This window comes from Bradyrhizobium sp. 192 (genome assembly GCF_023100965.1).
Classification (GTDB): Bacteria; Pseudomonadota; Alphaproteobacteria; order Rhizobiales; family Xanthobacteraceae; genus Bradyrhizobium; species Bradyrhizobium symbiodeficiens.
This window is the reverse complement of sequence record NZ_CP064690.1, coordinates 7,684,465-7,700,782: the sequence shown is the minus strand read 5'-3', so window position 1 is coordinate 7,700,782 and position 16,318 is coordinate 7,684,465. Positions and strand designations below refer to the sequence as shown.

The 16,318-nt window shown below is 64.5% G+C and carries 15 protein-coding genes; 14 read left to right on the top strand and 1 reads right to left on the bottom strand.

All coding sequences use genetic code 11. The features are described from left to right. Nucleotides 1–17: 17 nt before the first annotated feature. A complete protein-coding gene (locus IVB24_RS36125) occupies nt 18–851 on the top strand; it encodes a shikimate dehydrogenase (protein ID WP_247774238.1) in 834 nt (277 codons plus the stop codon). Nucleotides 852–916: 65 nt separating this feature from the next. Beyond that, nucleotides 917–1,543: a hypothetical protein gene (locus tag IVB24_RS36120; protein WP_247771415.1), complete on the top strand. Its 627-nt coding sequence runs from the start codon at nt 917–919 to the stop codon at nt 1,541–1,543. A 110-nt stretch (nt 1,544–1,653) separates the two neighbouring features. Here IVB24_RS36120 and IVB24_RS36115 read toward each other — a convergent pair whose 3' ends face one another. Continuing rightward, nucleotides 1,654–2,790, bottom strand: a complete 1,137-nt coding sequence (locus IVB24_RS36115) for an alpha-hydroxy acid oxidase (protein ID WP_247771414.1) — start codon at nt 2,788–2,790, stop codon at nt 1,654–1,656. A 114-nt stretch (nt 2,791–2,904) separates the two neighbouring features. On the opposite strand from IVB24_RS36115, the gene IVB24_RS36110 reads away from it, so the two are divergent. The 12 genes from IVB24_RS36110 (at nt 2,905) to IVB24_RS36055 (ending at nt 16,222) form a co-directional block, all read left to right on the top strand. Then, on the top strand, nt 2,905–3,072 hold the full coding sequence (locus IVB24_RS36110) for a hypothetical protein (RefSeq protein WP_162848620.1): 168 nt from the start codon (nt 2,905–2,907) through the stop codon (nt 3,070–3,072). A 221-nt stretch (nt 3,073–3,293) separates the two neighbouring features. Beyond that, nucleotides 3,294–4,637 carry a phosphoglucosamine mutase gene (gene glmM / locus IVB24_RS36105; RefSeq protein ID WP_094973007.1) on the top strand — a complete coding sequence of 448 codons (1,344 nt, stop codon included), beginning with the start codon at nt 3,294–3,296 and terminating at the stop codon, nt 4,635–4,637. 257 nt (nt 4,638–4,894) lie between these two features. Next, nucleotides 4,895–6,142, top strand: coding sequence for an MFS transporter (locus IVB24_RS36100; protein WP_247771413.1), 1,248 nt, complete (start codon nt 4,895–4,897; stop codon nt 6,140–6,142). Between the two features lie 226 nt (nt 6,143–6,368). Further along, nucleotides 6,369–7,196: an outer membrane beta-barrel protein gene (locus IVB24_RS36095; protein ID WP_094973005.1), complete on the top strand. Its 828-nt coding sequence runs from the start codon at nt 6,369–6,371 to the stop codon at nt 7,194–7,196. Nucleotides 7,197–7,364: 168 nt separating this feature from the next. Then, nucleotides 7,365–8,126 (top strand): outer membrane beta-barrel protein, encoded by a 762-nt coding sequence (locus IVB24_RS36090; RefSeq protein WP_166467123.1) that lies wholly within the window; start codon nt 7,365–7,367, stop codon nt 8,124–8,126. Nucleotides 8,127–8,200: 74 nt separating this feature from the next. Continuing rightward, a complete protein-coding gene (locus IVB24_RS36085) occupies nt 8,201–8,791 on the top strand; it encodes a glutathione S-transferase family protein (protein WP_247771412.1) in 591 nt (196 codons plus the stop codon). 17 nt (nt 8,792–8,808) lie between these two features. Then, nucleotides 8,809–9,273, top strand: coding sequence for a GNAT family N-acetyltransferase (locus tag IVB24_RS36080; protein ID WP_094973002.1), 465 nt, complete (start codon nt 8,809–8,811; stop codon nt 9,271–9,273). Between the two features lie 157 nt (nt 9,274–9,430). Next, a complete protein-coding gene (locus IVB24_RS36075) occupies nt 9,431–9,637 on the top strand; it encodes a hypothetical protein (protein WP_094973001.1) in 207 nt (68 codons plus the stop codon). A gap of 79 nt (nt 9,638–9,716) precedes the next feature. Beyond that, nucleotides 9,717–10,889 carry a phosphoserine transaminase gene (locus IVB24_RS36070; RefSeq protein ID WP_094973000.1) on the top strand — a complete coding sequence of 391 codons (1,173 nt, stop codon included), beginning with the start codon at nt 9,717–9,719 and terminating at the stop codon, nt 10,887–10,889. A 127-nt stretch (nt 10,890–11,016) separates the two neighbouring features. Then, complete coding sequence (gene serA / locus IVB24_RS36065; RefSeq protein WP_140482876.1) at nt 11,017–12,606, top strand: phosphoglycerate dehydrogenase; 1,590 nt, start codon at nt 11,017–11,019, stop codon at nt 12,604–12,606. Between the two features lie 267 nt (nt 12,607–12,873). Beyond that, nucleotides 12,874–14,046, top strand: coding sequence for an acetyl-CoA C-acyltransferase (locus tag IVB24_RS36060; RefSeq protein WP_247771411.1), 1,173 nt, complete (start codon nt 12,874–12,876; stop codon nt 14,044–14,046). A 202-nt stretch (nt 14,047–14,248) separates the two neighbouring features. Then, nucleotides 14,249–16,222 carry a methyl-accepting chemotaxis protein gene (locus IVB24_RS36055; protein WP_247771410.1) on the top strand — a complete coding sequence of 658 codons (1,974 nt, stop codon included), beginning with the start codon at nt 14,249–14,251 and terminating at the stop codon, nt 16,220–16,222. Nucleotides 16,223–16,318: the final 96 nt, after the last annotated feature.

Here is a 16,318-nt window from a genome sequence, read left to right as displayed (position 1 = left end):
ACGACACCGAGGAAACGATGCCCAAAGCTCCTGCAGCCTGTCTGATCGGATGGCCGGCCGCGCATTCGCGCTCGCCGCTGATCCATCATTACTGGCTGCGCACATTGGGCATCGAGGGCGGCTATGTCATCGAGGCGGTGCCGCCCGAGGACCTCAGGGATTTCGTGCTGCGGCTGTCGCTGCGCGGCTTCGTCGGGGCCAACGTCACCATCCCGCACAAGGAAGGCGTGCTGGCGCTGTCGGCGCCCGACGCCCGCGCCAGGGCCGTCGGCGCGGCGAACACGCTGTGGTTTGCCGACGGAGAGCTGCGCTCGACCAACACAGACGTCGAAGGCTTTATCGGCAATCTCGACGCCAGCGCGCCCGGCTGGGATGCCGCCGAGGAGGCGCTGGTGCTCGGCGCCGGCGGCTCCTCGCGGGCGGTCGTGTTCGGCCTGCTCGAGCGCGGGATCAAGCGCATCCATCTGGCCAATCGCACCATCGCGCGGGCTGAGACGCTGGCAGGACAGTTCGGGCCGAACGTGCATCCCGTGAGGTGGGACGGGATCGACGACGTGCTGCCGCGTGCAAAAATTCTCGTGAATACGACCTCGCTCGGCATGCACGGCCAGCCCTCACTCGATGTCGATGTCGCGCGCCTGCCGCAGGCGGCGGTGGTCGCCGACCTCGTCTATGTGCCGCTGGTGACGCCGCTGCTCGCCGCCGCAAATGCACGTGGCTTGAAGACCGCCGACGGGCTCGGCATGCTGCTGCATCAGGCGGTGCGCGGCTTCGAGCTTTGGTTCGGCCGGCGGCCGGAGGTCACCGCCGAGCTGCGCGCATTGGTCGAGGCCGATCTCACAAAGACTTGAGAGGGACACGGCGAATAGCACACCATCTCCGGAGTTCTACCGTCGTGGGACAATCGGAGACCGTCATGCCTGTTCAACGTGCAAGTTTCACACGTCCACTGATCGCCGTCGCGATGGTGGCCGTCTCGACCTACTGCGCCTTCGCCCAAAGGGCGCCGGTGCCGACGCGGGTGCGCGGCACCATCGAAGCCGTCAACGGCGACACCATGCAGGTCAAGTCGCGCAGCGGCGAGGACGTCAAGCTTCACATCGCGCCTGATGTGAACGTATCAGGCATTACCAAGATTTCACTCGCCGACATCAAGCCGGGTTCGTTCATCGGTGCGACCACGGTGCCGGGACCGGACGGTGGCCAGAACGCCGTCGAGGTGCACGTCTTTCCGGAGAGCATGCGTGGCACCGGCGAGGGCTCGCGGCCCTGGGACCTTAGGCCGAATTCGAGCATGACCAATGCGACGGTGGCGGAAAGCGTCGTCGGCAACGATGGGCATACGCTGCTCGTCAAGTACAAGGACGGCGAGAAGAAAGTCTTCGTCGCCGACAACACGCCGGTGGTGACCTTCGTGCCGAGCGACAAATCCGAGTTGAAGCCGGGCGCCAAGGTCATCGCCTTCATGAAGCAATTGCCGGACGGCTCGTTCGAGACCAACCGCGTCAGCGTCGGCCGCGACGGCCTGACGCCGCCGATGTGAGGCGACAGCAATCGGTGGGTGGGAAAAGGCGCACTTGCGCCGTGCCCACGTCTTTTCTCGCTCCGCGAAAGGTGGTGGGCACGCTTCCGCTTTGCCCACCCTGCGGCACCTCACATCGCGATCACATGATCGTCGATCTCGTCGATCCGGTTGACGCCGCACAGGCCCATGGTGGTGAGCAGCTCCTTCTGGATGATGTCGATCGCCTTGGCGACGCCGGCCTGGCCGCCGGCGCCCAGGCCGTAGGCGTAGGCGCGGCCGAGCATGCAGGACTTTGCGCCGAGCGCGAGCGCGCGCATCACGTCCTGGCCCGAGCGGATGCCGCCGTCGAACATGATCTCCATCCTGTCACCGACCGCATCCGCGATCTCGGGCAGCACCTCGATCGAGGAGGGCGCGCCGTCGAGCTGACGGCCGCCATGGTTGGAGACGACGAGGGCCTGCGCGCCGGTCTTGGCGGCTTCCTCGGCATCCTCGGCGTCGAGGATACCCTTGATGACGAGCTTGCCCGGCCAGATGCTGCGGACCCACTCGACGTCCTTCCAGTTCAGCGAGGTGTCGAACTGCGAGGCCGTCCACTCGGCGAGGCGATTGAGATCCTCGGTGTTCTTCACGTGGCCGGCGATGTTGCCGAAGGTGCGGCGCTTGCCTTGCAGCACCCCGGAGACCCAGGCGGGCTTGCTGGCGAAATCCAGCAGTTTCGACAGCGACCACTCGGGGGGCACCGTCATGCCGTTCTTGATGTCGGCGTGGCGCTGGCCGATCACCTGGAGGTCCACGGTGAGCACCAGCGCGCTGCACTTGGCCGCCATCGCGCGCTGGATCAATTCCTTGATGAAGCCGCGGTCCTTCATGACGTAGAGCTGGAACCAGAATGGCTTCTCGACGTTGGCGGCGATGTCCTCGATCGAGCAGATCGACATGGTCGATTGCGTGAACGGGATGCCCGCCGCCTGCGCGGCGCGGCAGGCGTGGATCTCGCCGTCGCCATGCTGCATGCCGAGCAGGCCGACGGGCGCCAGCATCAGCGGCATGGTCGAGGGCTCGCCGAGGATCGTGGTCGAGGTGTCGCGCTTGGAGACGTCGACCAGGATGCGCTGGCGGAACTTGATCGCCTGCATGTCCTCGCGGTTGGCCCGCAACGTCTCCTCGGCATAGGAGCCGCGGTCGCAATAGTCGAAGAACGCCTTCGGCACGCGGCGCTTATGCAGCGCGCGAAGATCGTCGATACAGGTGATATGCTTCATGATCGTTCCCCGGCCCGTCTTCTACGCAGTCTTGCATTGGAAGATTTCGGGGTCATCTAGCATGGTTGGCCGCACAGCCAAATCCGTTTGCAGAACGTTTTGCAGGAGGGCGTCATGACGAAGCCGCACGCTGGACTTTCGCCGGAAGAGATCAAGGAGAAGCATGATCTCGAGGAAGCCCTCGAAGAGGGTCTGGAAGAGACCTTTCCCGGCTCCGATCCCGTCAACGTCACTCAGCCGGCTCCGAGCCGCGGCGACGGCCACGTGAAGCGCAGCGATTGAAGCGGGTTCCGCCCTTTTCCGGCGCCATGGGCAGGAAATATAATGTTAACAAGATCTTACCGGAGCGGCGACGCCCCGGTTCCGTAATGATTCATCATATTTTTTGAAGCCAAGTTAGCCGCGCAAGGCTTATAAGACCCCCAGCAAATCAGGGATGCGGGTCCCGTTCGGGCAGCCCGTGGTTGTAGAGGGGATCCCCTGGTTGTTGCTTGGGGGACGATATGAGCCGCAAATATTTCGGGACGGACGGGATTCGGGGCCGCGCCAACGGACTGATCACGCCGGAGCTCGCGCTCAAGGTCGGCCAGGCCGCAGGCCTTGCGTTTCAGCGCGGTGACCACCGTCACCGGGTCGTGATCGGCAAGGACACCCGTCTGTCCGGCTACATGATCGAATACGCCATGGTCGCTGGCTTCACCTCGGTCGGCATGGACGTGCTGCTCGTCGGGCCGATGCCGACGCCGGCGGTCGCGATGCTGACCAAGTCGATGCGCGCCGATCTCGGCGTCATGATCTCGGCCTCGCACAATCTGTTCGAGGACAACGGCATCAAGCTGTTCGGCCCGCAGGGCTTCAAGCTCTCCGACGACGTCGAGAAGCAGATCGAGCTGCTGCTCGACGAGCCCATCGAGAAGCGGCTCGCACAGAGCGCGAGCCTGGGCCGTGCCCGCCGCATCGACGGCGTGCATGACCGCTACATCGAATTCGCCAAGCGCACGCTGCCGCGCGACCTCTCGCTCGACGGCCTGCGCGTCGTGATCGATTGCGCCAACGGCGCGGCCTACAAGGTGGTGCCGGAGGCGCTGTGGGAATTGGGCGCCGACGTGGTGCCGATCGGCGTCGAGCCCGACGGCTTCAACATCAACAAGGATTGCGGCTCGACCTCGCCGGAAGCCCTGTCGCGGAAGGTGCGCGAGATGCGCGCCGACATCGGCATTGCCCTGGACGGCGACGCCGACCGCGTCATCCTGGTCGACGAGCGCGGCCATGTCGTCGACGGCGACCAGCTGCTGGCGGTGATCGCGCAGAGCTGGAAGGAAGACGGCCGCCTGTCGCGTCCCGGCATCGTCGCCACCGTGATGTCCAATCTCGGGCTCGAGCGCTTCCTGAAAGGGCAGGGGCTCGATCTGGTGCGCACGCCCGTCGGCGACCGCTACGTGCTCGAGCAGATGCTGAACGGCGGCTACAATCTCGGCGGCGAGCAGTCGGGCCACATCATCCTGTCCGATTACGCCACCACCGGCGACGGTTTTGTCGCTGCGCTGCAAGTGCTCGCGGTGGTGCAGAAGCTGCGCCGGCCGGTGTCGGAAGTCTGCCACCGCTTCGATCCGCTGCCGCAGATCCTCAAGAACGTCCGCCACAAGGGCGGCAAGCCGCTCGACGATTCCGACGTCAAATCGGCGATCTCCGACGGCGAGAAGCGCCTCAACGGTCACGGCCGCCTCTTGATCCGCTCCTCCGGCACCGAGCCCGTGATCCGCGTCATGGGCGAGGGCGAAGACCGCATCCTGGTCGAGGACGTCGTCGACACCATCGTCTCCGCCCTGGGGCAGGCGGCCGCCTGAGCTCGCAGCCATTCTTCGAGACGCCCGCTTCGCGGGCTCCTCAGGATGAGGTCGTGCTTCTCGGCGAAATCCCAGACCCTCATGGTGAGGAGCCCGCCAAAGGCGGGCGTCTCGAACCATGCAGGCCGCGCTGTTCCGCAGAGGTGAACCCGGAGCAGGAAGCGCATTCCAGCCATCGACGATTGGCGGTGGTTCGGCCGCAGCTTGCATCGTAGTTAGACAGTGCGGCGATTCGCCGCGCCTGCCGGGACGCTCAATTGAACAAGCCTGTCGTCGTCTCAGAGGAAACGCTGACCGAGCCCGTCGTCGTCGCTGAGTTGGCACCCGCCGCCAAAGCGGCAGGGCCCGCCTATGTCGTGCTCGCCGGCATCAGCTTCTCGCACTTCCTCAACGACACCATGCAATCGCTGATCGCCTCGGTGTATCCGATCCTGAAGGACACCTACGCGCTCGACTTCGCGCAGATCGGCATGATCACGCTGGCCTTCCAGTTCACGGCCTCGCTGCTGCAGCCGGTGGTCGGCCACTACACCGACAAGAAGGCGCAGCCTTATTCGCTGGCGATCGGCATGGCCTCGACCTTCTTCGGCCTCTTGCTGCTCAGCGCTGCGCACCAATATCTCGTCATTCTCGTCGCCGCCGCGCTGGTCGGCCTCGGCTCGGCGGTGTTTCACCCGGAGTCCGCGCGCATCGCGCGGCTTGCCTCCGGCGGGCGCTACGGTTTCGCGCAATCTGTGTTTCAGCTCGGCGGCAGTTTCGGCACCTCGATGGGGCCGGTGCTGGCAGCGTTGATCGTGGTGCCGTTCGGGCAGGGCAGCATCGCCTGGTTCTCCTCGATCGCGTTCCTCGCGATCCTCATCCTCTGGCGCATCGGCCGCTGGTATGCGCCGCAGATCAAGGCGAAGAAGACGGCGGCGGTGCAGGCCCATCCCGACGCGCCGAACTCGCGCCGCGTTATCGTTGCGCTGCTCGTGCTGGTGGCGCTGCTGTTCTCAAAACAGCTCTATGTCTCGAGCCTGTCGAGCTATTACATCTTCTACCTGATCGACCGGTTCGGCGTGTCGACGCAGGCGGCGCAGATGTACCTCTTCATCTTCCTCGCGGCGAACGCCGTCGGCGCGTTTCTGGGCGGTCCCTTGGGCGATCGCTTCGGCCGCAAGATCGTGATCTGGATCTCGATCCTGGGCGCGCTGCCGTTCACGCTGGCGCTGCCCTATGCCGGGCTCGTCGGCAGCGCGGTGCTCTCGGTCGTCATCGGCCTGATCATCTCCTCGACGACGTCGTCGATCATCGTGTTCGCGCAGGAACTGGTGCCGCACAGATTCGGCATGATCTCCGGCGTGTTCTTCGGCGTTGCGTTCGGCATCGGTGGCTTGGGCGCCGCCGTGCTCGGCAAGGTCGCCGACCACACCTCGATCGAGTTCGTCTACCAGATCTGCGCCTATTTGCCCGCGATCGGCCTGCTTGCGGTGTTTCTGCCCAAGCTGCCGCGGCACGCGCGTTAACGGAATCTCTCCGGCTGCATTGCGGCTTTACGCATCGTTAGCAATTGCCGCGCGAGGCGCTGCATTTTTGCAACGCTTCCCGTCCCTGCGCGCGAGCCATCACGAAAAATCAACCTTAAAAATTAGGGTTAAGTGGCGCTTAAACATTTGCTGGCATCGTCCGCGTCGTGAGTTTCCAGAACGTGAGGCCTGTGTATTTGCCTCACCGGCCAAAAGGACGAAGCCAATGCGTAGCGTTAAGTCTCTCCTTGCCGCGGGTGCGGCAACCCTGATTTCGTCGATGGCGTTCGCTGCCGACATGCCGATCGCGGCGCCGCCTCCCATGTACGCGCCGGTCGCCCCGCCCGCCGACTTCGGCGGCTGGTATCTGCGCGGCGATGTCGGCATGACCAACCAGCGCGCCAAGAGCATCGAGAGCGCCCTGCCGGCCGGGTATTCGAAGACAACCGAGGGCCTCGGCTTCGACTCGGCGGGACTGTTTGATCTCGGCGTCGGCTATCGCTTCAACAACTGGTTCCGCGCTGACTTGATCGGCCAGTATCGCGGCAAATCGAATCTGCACGGCAGCGACAACGTCGTCGGCCCCGGCTTCGTCGGCGTCAACAACTACACCGGCAGCAAGTCCGAGTGGGTCGTGATGGCCAACGCCTACGTCGATCTCGGCACTTGGTGGTGCATCACCCCGTTCATCGGCGCCGGTGTCGGCGGCTCCTACAACAAGATCAGCGGCTTCCGCGACGACGGCGTGTCGTACAGCCCCGGTCTGAACAACAGCGTCGCCTACTTCGCCGACAATGGGAAGTGGAACCTGGCCTGGGCCGCCCACGCCGGTCTCGCCTACAGGGTCAATCCCGGATTCACCGTCGAACTGGCCTACAGCTACATGAATCTCGGCGACGGTGCGCCCGGCAACTACCGCCTGTTCGACAACAGCGCTTCGGGCCCCACCTCGATCAAGGTCAGGGACATCACTTCGCACGACGTCAAGATCGGCGTGCGCTGGGATCTCAACAGCCCGCCGGCCTACATGCCGCCGCTCGTCACCAAGGGCTGATCGGCAGACTTATCGGTTAGGACTTCTTAACGGCGCGGGATCATCCCGCGCCGTTTTGCTGTGCGAATTTTTCATGGCGCGTTGTGATGAAAGTGCCCAACGCAACCATTGGTTAAGGTTAACGAGCCATGATCACGGGTGAAAGTTCGAGTTCGATGGAGCGTTGCGATGCGTGGGCTTTTGTTGGTGGCGGCGATGTTGGGGACGGCGTCTGCCGCGCATGCGGCCGACATGCCGGACATGCCGATCCTTCGCGGCAGCTTCACTGACGGGCTTAGCAACTCCAGCGTCAACTGGCAGGGCTACTATGTCGGTGGCCAGGGCGAGTACGGCGCGATCACGTCGAAGGTGTCTCCCGGCATCAACAGCGACATCCAGTCGACCTTCGTTTCGCCGGGGCCCGCCTACAACTGGCAACCGCTCGCGTTTGCGCACAGCAACAGCGCCGGCTATGGCGCGTTTGCCGGCTATAACGGGCAATGGGACGATGTCGTGCTCGGTATCGAGGCGAACTACATTCACGGTGGCTTCAAGTCGACGTCGAGCTCGGTAGGACAGACGTTCAACGGCTTCAATGTACTCGTTGCCACCGCCGCGACATCCGCGGTGGTCGGCGTTTCCGACTTCGGATCGCTGCGCGCGCGGGCCGGCTACGCCTGGGGATGCTTCCTGCCCTACGCCTTCATCGGCGGCGGGGTCGGCAGCCAGACCGTCGATCGCTACGCTTCGGCGTCCCCGTCGCCGGTGCTGCCCGCGACCACGTTCACGAGCAAGAGCAAGCTGGTCTATGGATACTCCGGCGGCCTCGGCGTCGACGTCATGGTGGTCGGCGGCCTGTTCCTCCGTGCCGAATACGAATACCAGCGGGTGACGTCGGACATCGAGTCGAACGTCAATTCCGTCCGCGCCGGGCTCGGCTACAAGTTCTGACCGGCGCGCATGGCGCCGATTGACAGCGCCCGCGAGCCCTGATGCTCTGTTGCTCCAGAAGCGGGGCGGCAGCGATGAAGATCTACGGCGACAGCAATTCCGGCAATTGCCTGAAGGTGAAATGGGTCTGCGATCATCTCGCATCGCCCTACCAGTGGATCGAGATCGACACCCGCAAGGGCGAGACGCGCACGCCGCAATTCCTGAAGATGAACGGCACCGGCCAGGTGCCCACCGTCGCATTCGACGACGGCCGCACGCTGGCGCAGTCCAATGCCATCATCCGTTATCTCGCCCGCGACAGCGCGCTCGTTCCGCGCGACGCCTTTACGGCGGCCAAGATGGACGAATGGCTGTTCTGGGAACAGTACAGCCACGAGCCCTATATCGCGGTGTGCCGCTTCCAGATGGTCTATCTCGGCAAGGACGCATCCGAGCTCGACCCCGAAAAGGTCAAGCGCGGCTATGCGGCGCTCGACCGCATGGAGCAGCATCTTGCGGCCGGCCGCTTCTTCGCCGGCGAAGAGGTTTCGCTCGCCGACGTCTCGCTGCTCGCCTATACCCGTCTGGCGCATGAAGGCGGCTTCGATCTCGGCCGTTATGCCGCTCTCCGCCGCTGGATCGGCGAGGTCGAAGCGTTTCTCGGCCTCCCGCCGGCGCGCTGAGGTTGGAGTTGTCTGACATGAACGCCGAATCCGTCTCCATTCGCCGCGCGCGCCGCGACGATGTTCCAGCAATCGTGGCGATGCTCGCCGACGATCATCTCGGCCGCGCGCGCGAGCGCGTCGAGGATCCGTTGCCTGCCGCCTATGACGATGCCTTCGCCCGGGTCGAGCGCGATCCGAATCTCACGCTCGTGGTTGCCGAGAGCGAGGGCAGGGTGGTCGGTTGCCTGCAACTCGCGATCCTGCCGGGCATCAGCTCGCAAGGCGGCGTGCGCGGCCTGCTCGAAGACGTTCGCGTCGCTGCCGATTGTCGCAGTCGCGGCATCGGCGAGCGGTTGGTGCAATGGGCGATCGCGGAAGCGAAGGCACGCGGCTGCAATCTGGTCGAATTGTTGACACATGCGAGCCGCGTCGACGCGCAGCGCTTCTACAAGCGGCTCGGATTCGCGGCGAGCCACGTCGGCATGACTGTCCGCTTTTGAAGCAGCTCCTCGCGTGCGTTGCTTCAACAGCAAATTCGGATCGCGCATGCGTTCATATTAAGAGCTGATAAACTACCCGGCCGTCGTTCACGTTGAGCCGGGAACGAAGGGTGCTAGGCAGCGTCTGACACCGGGCTCGGTCGGTTCGGGGATTGCAATGACAAGCTATTCGATGATCAAGGTCGGCAACGACTACGTTGTGCAGGCCAATGACAAATGCATTTTGAAAGTCGGCAGCCGCCGCCGTGCCGCGCAGTTGATCAGCGAAGCCACCGGCTTGCTGAACGCGCTTGCCGCGGTCGAATCCCCCGATATTGCACCGGATGAGCCATCACTCGCGCGTGAGGCCCCGGAACTTCCTTGACGACTCTTCCCGTTTCCCGTATCAGCCGCGGCGGGACACCTCCCCCCAACGGGAGGCTTACTATCTGGAAGGGTAGAATATGACTGTAGCGAAGCCCGCTTCGCGGCCGAACGTGCCGCATTTTTCCTCCGGCCCCTGCGCCAAGCGCCCCGGATGGAACGCCCAAAATCTCAAGGACGCAGCCCTCGGCCGTTCGCATCGCGCGAAGGTCGGCAAGACCAAGCTCAAGCTCGCGATCGATCTGACGCGCGAAGTGCTTGAAGTGCCCGCCGATTATCGCATCGGCATCGTGCCGGCGTCGGATACCGGCGCGGTCGAGATGGCGCTGTGGTCGCTGCTCGGTGCGCGGCCCGTCACCACCCTCGCCTGGGAATCCTTCGGCGAAGGCTGGGTCAGCGACATCGTCAAGGAATTGAAGCTCAAGGACGTCACCAAGCTGAACGCGGCTTACGGTGAAATTCCCGATCTGTCGAAGGTCGATCCCAAGAGCGACGTCGTCTTCACCTGGAACGGCACCACCTCCGGCGTGCGCGTGCCGAACGCTGACTGGATCAGCGCGACCCGCGAAGGCCTGACCATTTGCGACGCCACCTCGGCCGCATTCGCGCAGCCGCTGGACTGGGCCAAGCTCGACGTCGTCACCTTCTCCTGGCAGAAGGCGCTCGGCGGCGAAGCCGCGCACGGCATGCTGATCCTGTCGCCCCGTGCGGTGGAACGGCTGGAAACCTACAAGCCGGCCTGGCCGCTGCCGAAGATCTTCCGCATGACCAAGGGCGGCAAGATCAACGAAGGCATCTTCGTCGGCGAGACCATCAACACGCCGTCGATGCTGTGCGTCGAGGATTATCTCGATGCGCTGAACTGGGCCAAGTCGATCGGCGGCCTCAAGGCTCTGATCGCGCGTGCCGATGCCAACACCAAGGTGCTGGCGGACTGGAAGGCGAAGACGCCGTGGATCGACTTCCTGGCCAAGGACGCCGCGATCCGCTCCAACACCTCGGTGTGCCTGAAGTTCACCGATCCCGCGATCACCTCGCTCTCCGACGACGCGCAAGCGGAGTTCTCGAAGAAGCTGGTCGCGCTGATCGAGAAGGAAGGCGCCGGTTACGACTTCGCGTATTACCGCGATGCGCCGGCCGGCCTGCGCATCTGGTGCGGCGCCACGGTCGAGGCCAAGGATGTCGAACTGCTGACGCAGTGGATCGACTGGGCTTTTGCCGAGACCAAGGCCACGCTCGCCAAGGCGGCGTAACGCGTTCCAACTCATTCTCGTCATGGCCGGGCTTGACCCGGCCATCCATCGACCAAGAGAGATGGACCCGCGGGTCAGGCCCGCGGGTGACATTCCGTAACTGCAGCTCGCACCACGGATCATTCCCATGACCAAACCCAAAGTTCTGATTTCCGACGCGCTCTCGCCCGCTGCCGTGCAGATATTCAAGGACCGCGGCGTCGAGGTCGACTTCCAGCCCAACCTCGGCAAGGACAAGGACAAGCTTGCCGAGATCATCGGCAATTACGACGGCCTTGCGATCCGCTCCGCGACCAAGGCAACCGCCAAGATCCTGGAGAAGGCGGCGAAGCTGAAGGTGATCGGCCGCGCCGGCATCGGCGTCGACAATGTCGAGATCCCCGCCGCCACGGCCAAGGGCATCATCGTGATGAACACGCCGTTCGGCAATTCGATCACGACCGCCGAGCACGCCATCACCCTGATGCTGGCGCTTGCGCGCGAGATCCCGCAGGCCGACGCCTCGACCCAGGCCGGCAAGTGGGAGAAGAACCGCTTCATGGGCGTCGAGATCACCGGCAAGGTGCTGGGCGTCGTTGGTTGCGGCAACATCGGCTCGATCGTCGCCGACCGCGCGCTCGGTCTGCGCATGAAGGTGATCGCGTTCGATCCGTTCCTGTCGCCGGAGCGCGCCAAGGACATCGGCGTCGAGAAGGTCGAGCTCGACGATCTGCTCAAGCGTGCCGACTTCATTACGCTGCACACGCCGCTGACCGAGAAGACCAGGAACATCATCGACGCTGCCGCAATCGCCAGGATGAAGAAGGGCGTGCGCCTGATCAACTGCGCCCGCGGCGGCCTCGTCGACGAGCAGGCGGTGGTCGATGCGCTCAATTCCAAGCACATCGCCGGCGCCGCCTTCGACGTCTTCGTCGAGGAGCCCGCGACCAAGAACGTGCTGTTCGGTCATCCCAACGTGATCTGCACGCCGCATCTCGGTGCCTCCACCACCGAGGCGCAGGAGAACGTGGCGCTCCAGGTCGCCGAGCAGATGTCGGATTACCTGCTCACCGGCGCGATTTCGAACGCGGTCAACTTCCCCTCGATCACGGCCGAGGAAGCGCCGAAGCTGAAGCCGTTCATCTCGCTCGCCGAGAAGCTCGGCTCGTTCGCGGGACAGCTCACCGAGAGCGGCATCCTCAAGGTCGAGATCACCTATGAGGGCCACGTCGCCGAGATGAAGATCAAGGCGATCACCTCCGCCGTGCTGTCGGGCCTGCTGCGGCCGATGCTGGGTGAGATCAACGTGGTGTCCGCGCCCGTTGTCGCCAAGGAGCGCGGCATGGTGGTGGACGAGATCGTCCGCGCCGCGCAGAGCGACTACGAGAGCCTGATCACCGTCACGGTTACCACCGAGCGGCAGGAGCGTTCAGTCTCGGGCACCGTCTATGCCGACGGCAAGCCGCGGCTCGTCGACATCAAGGGCATCCGCGTCGATGCCGAATTCGGCAAGTCGATGATCTACATCACCAACGAGGACAAGCCGGGCTTCATCGGCAAGTTCGCGAGCCTCCTGGGCGATGCCAAGCTCAACATCGCCACCTTCCATCTCGGCCGCGTCGCCCCCGGCGCCGATGCCATCGCCCTCGTCGAGGTCGACGGCGCGGTGCCGGCCGATCTGCTCGCCAAGGTGCAGGCGCTGCCGCAGGTCAAGCAGGCCAAGGCGCTGACGTTCTAAACTCTCACCGTCGTCATGGCCGGGCTTGTCCCGGCCATCCACGCCTATTCACGCATGACCAAGAACGTGGATGCCCGGGACAGGCCCGGGCATGACGTGTGGGTAGAGTGACGCTCACATTGATATTCCGACCCGCGGAACAACGCCGCCTCCCTCACCGGAGGCGGCGTTTTTGTTTTCCGTAGCCTCCAATCTTTGTGTACCAATGGCGCCCAGAACGCCTCGTATCCACGCTCCGTTCAAAATCGTTCGACAAGGGAGAAACACATGCGTGAAGCCGTCATCGTTTCCTATGCGCGCACGGGCCTCGCAAAATCCGGCCGCGGCGGGTTCAATATCACGCCGCCGATGTCGCTCGCGGCCCACGCCATCCAGCACGCGGTGAAGCGCGCCGGCGTCGAGAAGGACTATGTCGAGGACTGCTATCTCGGCAATTGCGCCCATGGCGCGCCGAACATCGGCCGCCAGGCCGCGCTGCTCGCCGGTATGCCGAAGACCACCGCCGGCGTCTCGGTGAACCGCTTCTGCTCCTCGGGGCTTCAGACCATCGCGATGGCCGCCAACTCGATCCGCTCGGACGGCGCCGACTGCATCGTCGCCGGCGGGGTCGAGAGCATCTCGATGCCGGGCGGCGGCACGCCGAAGGAATCGATCGATCCTGAATTGCTCAAGGTCGCGCCCGACATCTTCATGGCGATGATCGACACCGCCGATATCGTCGCCGAGCGCTACAAGCTCAGCCGTGAATATCAGGACGAGTATTCGCTGGAGTCGCAGCGTCGTATGGCGGCCGCGCAGCAGGCGGGCAAGTTCAAGGACGAGATCGTCCCGATGAAGACCAGGATGAAGGTCGTCGACAAGGCGACCAAGGCCGAGAGCATCGTCGACTACGTCGTCGACCGTGACGAGTGCAACCGTCCCGAGACCACGCTGGAAGGCCTTGCCAAGCTCGAGCCCGTGCGCGGCGCCGGCAAGTACGTCACCGCCGGCAATGCCAGCCAGCTCTCCGACGGCGCCGCCGCCGTGGTGCTGATGGAAGCCAAGGACGCCGAGAAGCGTGGCCTCAAGCCGCTCGGCCGCTTCGTCGCCTGGGCGACCGCGGGCTGCGAGCCCGACGAGATGGGCATCGGCCCGATCTTCGCGGTGCCGAAGCTGTTGAAGCGCCATGGCCTGAAGATCGACGACATCGATCTCTGGGAACTCAACGAAGCTTTCGCCAGCCAGTGCCTCTACTCGCGCGACAAACTCGGCATCGATCCCGCCAAGTACAACGTCAATGGCGGCTCGATCGCGATCGGACATCCCTTCGGCATGACGGGTGCACGCTGCACAGGCCATCTGCTGCAGGAAGGCGCACGCCGCAAGGCCAAGTGGGGCGTCGTGACGATGTGCATCGGCGGCGGCCAGGGCGGCGCCGGCCTGTTCGAGATCTACAGCTGATCGCTCGCTGAGCGTTAAAGGTAACCAAGCACGGCGCCATCAGCGCCGTGTTTCTTTCTGAAAGCCGCCTTGTGCACCTCGTCGTGCATAGTGGGCGAGTGCAGCTGCAAATACACGTATTCATACGTGCCCGCAAATTAACGGAAGTTTTTACCCGTTATCGTTTCATCAACCGTATCTGCCACCACCGGGTATTCGTCAGATGCGGTTGTTCTCCCTTCGTCTCACGCACAAGATCACGGCGATCGGCGTCATTGGCGTCATCGGTGTCGTCCTGATCGGCGGCATCCACCTCTATGGCGAGAACGCGATGGCGTTCTATCGCAGCGCCGCCGAGAACGCGCGCACCATCTCCGAGCTGAACAACAGGATCGCCGTCGAGTTGCTCGAGGGACGCCGCGCCGAGAAGGACTTCCTCTTGCGCAGCGAGCCGGCCAGGGCGCAACGCCAGGCCGAGATCGGCCAGCAGGTTTCCCTCGATATCGAAAAGCTTCGCGCCGGGATTTCGGCGCTCGGCAAGCCCGAGCTGGTCGCAAGAATCGACGCGATGACCGCATCGCTGAAGACCTATCAGGCCCGTTTCGCCGCGGTGGTCGAGCAGAGACAGCGGCTCGGGCTCGACGAAAAGTCCGGTCTCGAAGGCCGCTTGCGGGCCTCGGTCCACGGCATCGAGACCAAGGTCGATGAGCTCCGGAATCCGTCGCTCAAGGTGACCATGCTGATGATGCGCCGGCACGAGAAGGACTTCATGCTGCGTCGCGACGCCAAATACGGCGACGACATCAGGAAGCGCGCGGCCGAGTTTGTGACCGGCCTCGACGACCCCTCCATTCCCGGCGATGCGAAGGCCGAGTTGCGCCAGAAGCTCGCCGACTACCAGCGTGACTTCTCCGCCTGGATGGAAACCGCACTGACTCTGGCGAGCGAACTGAAGGCGATGTCGGAGGCCTTCTCCGCCGTCGAGCCCGTCATCGAGCAGGTGTCGAAATCGGTCGACCAGATCCGCGCCGAAGCCGACCGGCTGAACGATGCCCAGCGCGACACTATCCAATGGTGGATCGGCGTCGCGATCGCGCTGATCGCATCCCTCGTGCTCGGCCTCGGCATCTTCATCGGCCGCTCGGTCTCCAGGCCGCTGTCGGCGATGCGGGCGGCGATGATCGAGCTCGCCAACGGCAATTTCGCCGTGGTGCTCCCCGGGCTCGGCCGTCCCGACGAGATCGGCGAGATTGCGCAGGCCGTCGAGACGTTCAAGGTCAATGCCGAGCGGAAGGCGCAGGAGGAGGCGGCAGAGAAGATCAGGCAGGACAAGCTCGCCGCCGAGCGCCGCCGCGCCGACATGATCAGGATGGCCGATGATTTCGAAGGCGCGATCGGCGAGATCGTCGAGACCGTGTCGTCTGCCGCCAACGAGCTCGAGGCATCGGCGACCTCGCTGACCACCACAGCCAGCCGCTCGACCGAGCTCGCCATGCTGGTCGAGGCGGCTTCCGAAGAGGCCGCGACCAACGTGCAGTCGGTGGCCTCCGCCGCGGAGGAACTGACCGCCTCCGTCCACGAGATCAGCCGCCAGGTGCAGGCCTCGGCACGGATCGCCGGCGAAGCCGTCAATCAGGCCGGGCAGACCAACGACCGGGTCGGCGAATTGTCGAGGGCGGCGGCGCGCATCGGCGACGTGGTCGAGCTCATCAGCGCCATCGCGGGCCAGACCAATCTGCTGGCGCTCAATGCTACCATCGAGGCCGCGCGTGCCGGCGAAGCCGGGCGCGGCTTTGCCGTGGTGGCTTCGGAAGTGAAGGCGCTGGCCGAGCAGACCGCGAAGGCCACCGGCGACATCGGTCAGCAGATTTCCAGCATCCAGGTTGCGACGGAAGATTCGGTCGGCGCCATCAAGACCATCGGCGGCACCATCGAGCGGCTGTCCGAGATCTCCTCCACCATCGCCGCCGCCGTGGAAGAGCAGGGCGCCGCGACCGGCGAGATCTCGCGCAACGTCCAGAATGCGGCTGCCGGCACCACGCAGGTGAGCGCCAACATCAGCAGTGTCAGGCAGGGCGCGACCGAGACCGGCTCTGCCTCCTCCCAGGTGCTCTCCGCGGCCCAGTCGCTGTCGAACGACAGCAGCCGGCTGAAGATCGAGGTCAGCAGGTTCCTGGAGACGGTGCGCGCGGCGTGATGGCGTCGTGTCGTCATGGCCGGGCTTGACCCGGCCATCCACGTCTTACTCACGGTACAAAGAACGTGGATGCCCGGGACAAGTCCGGGCATGACG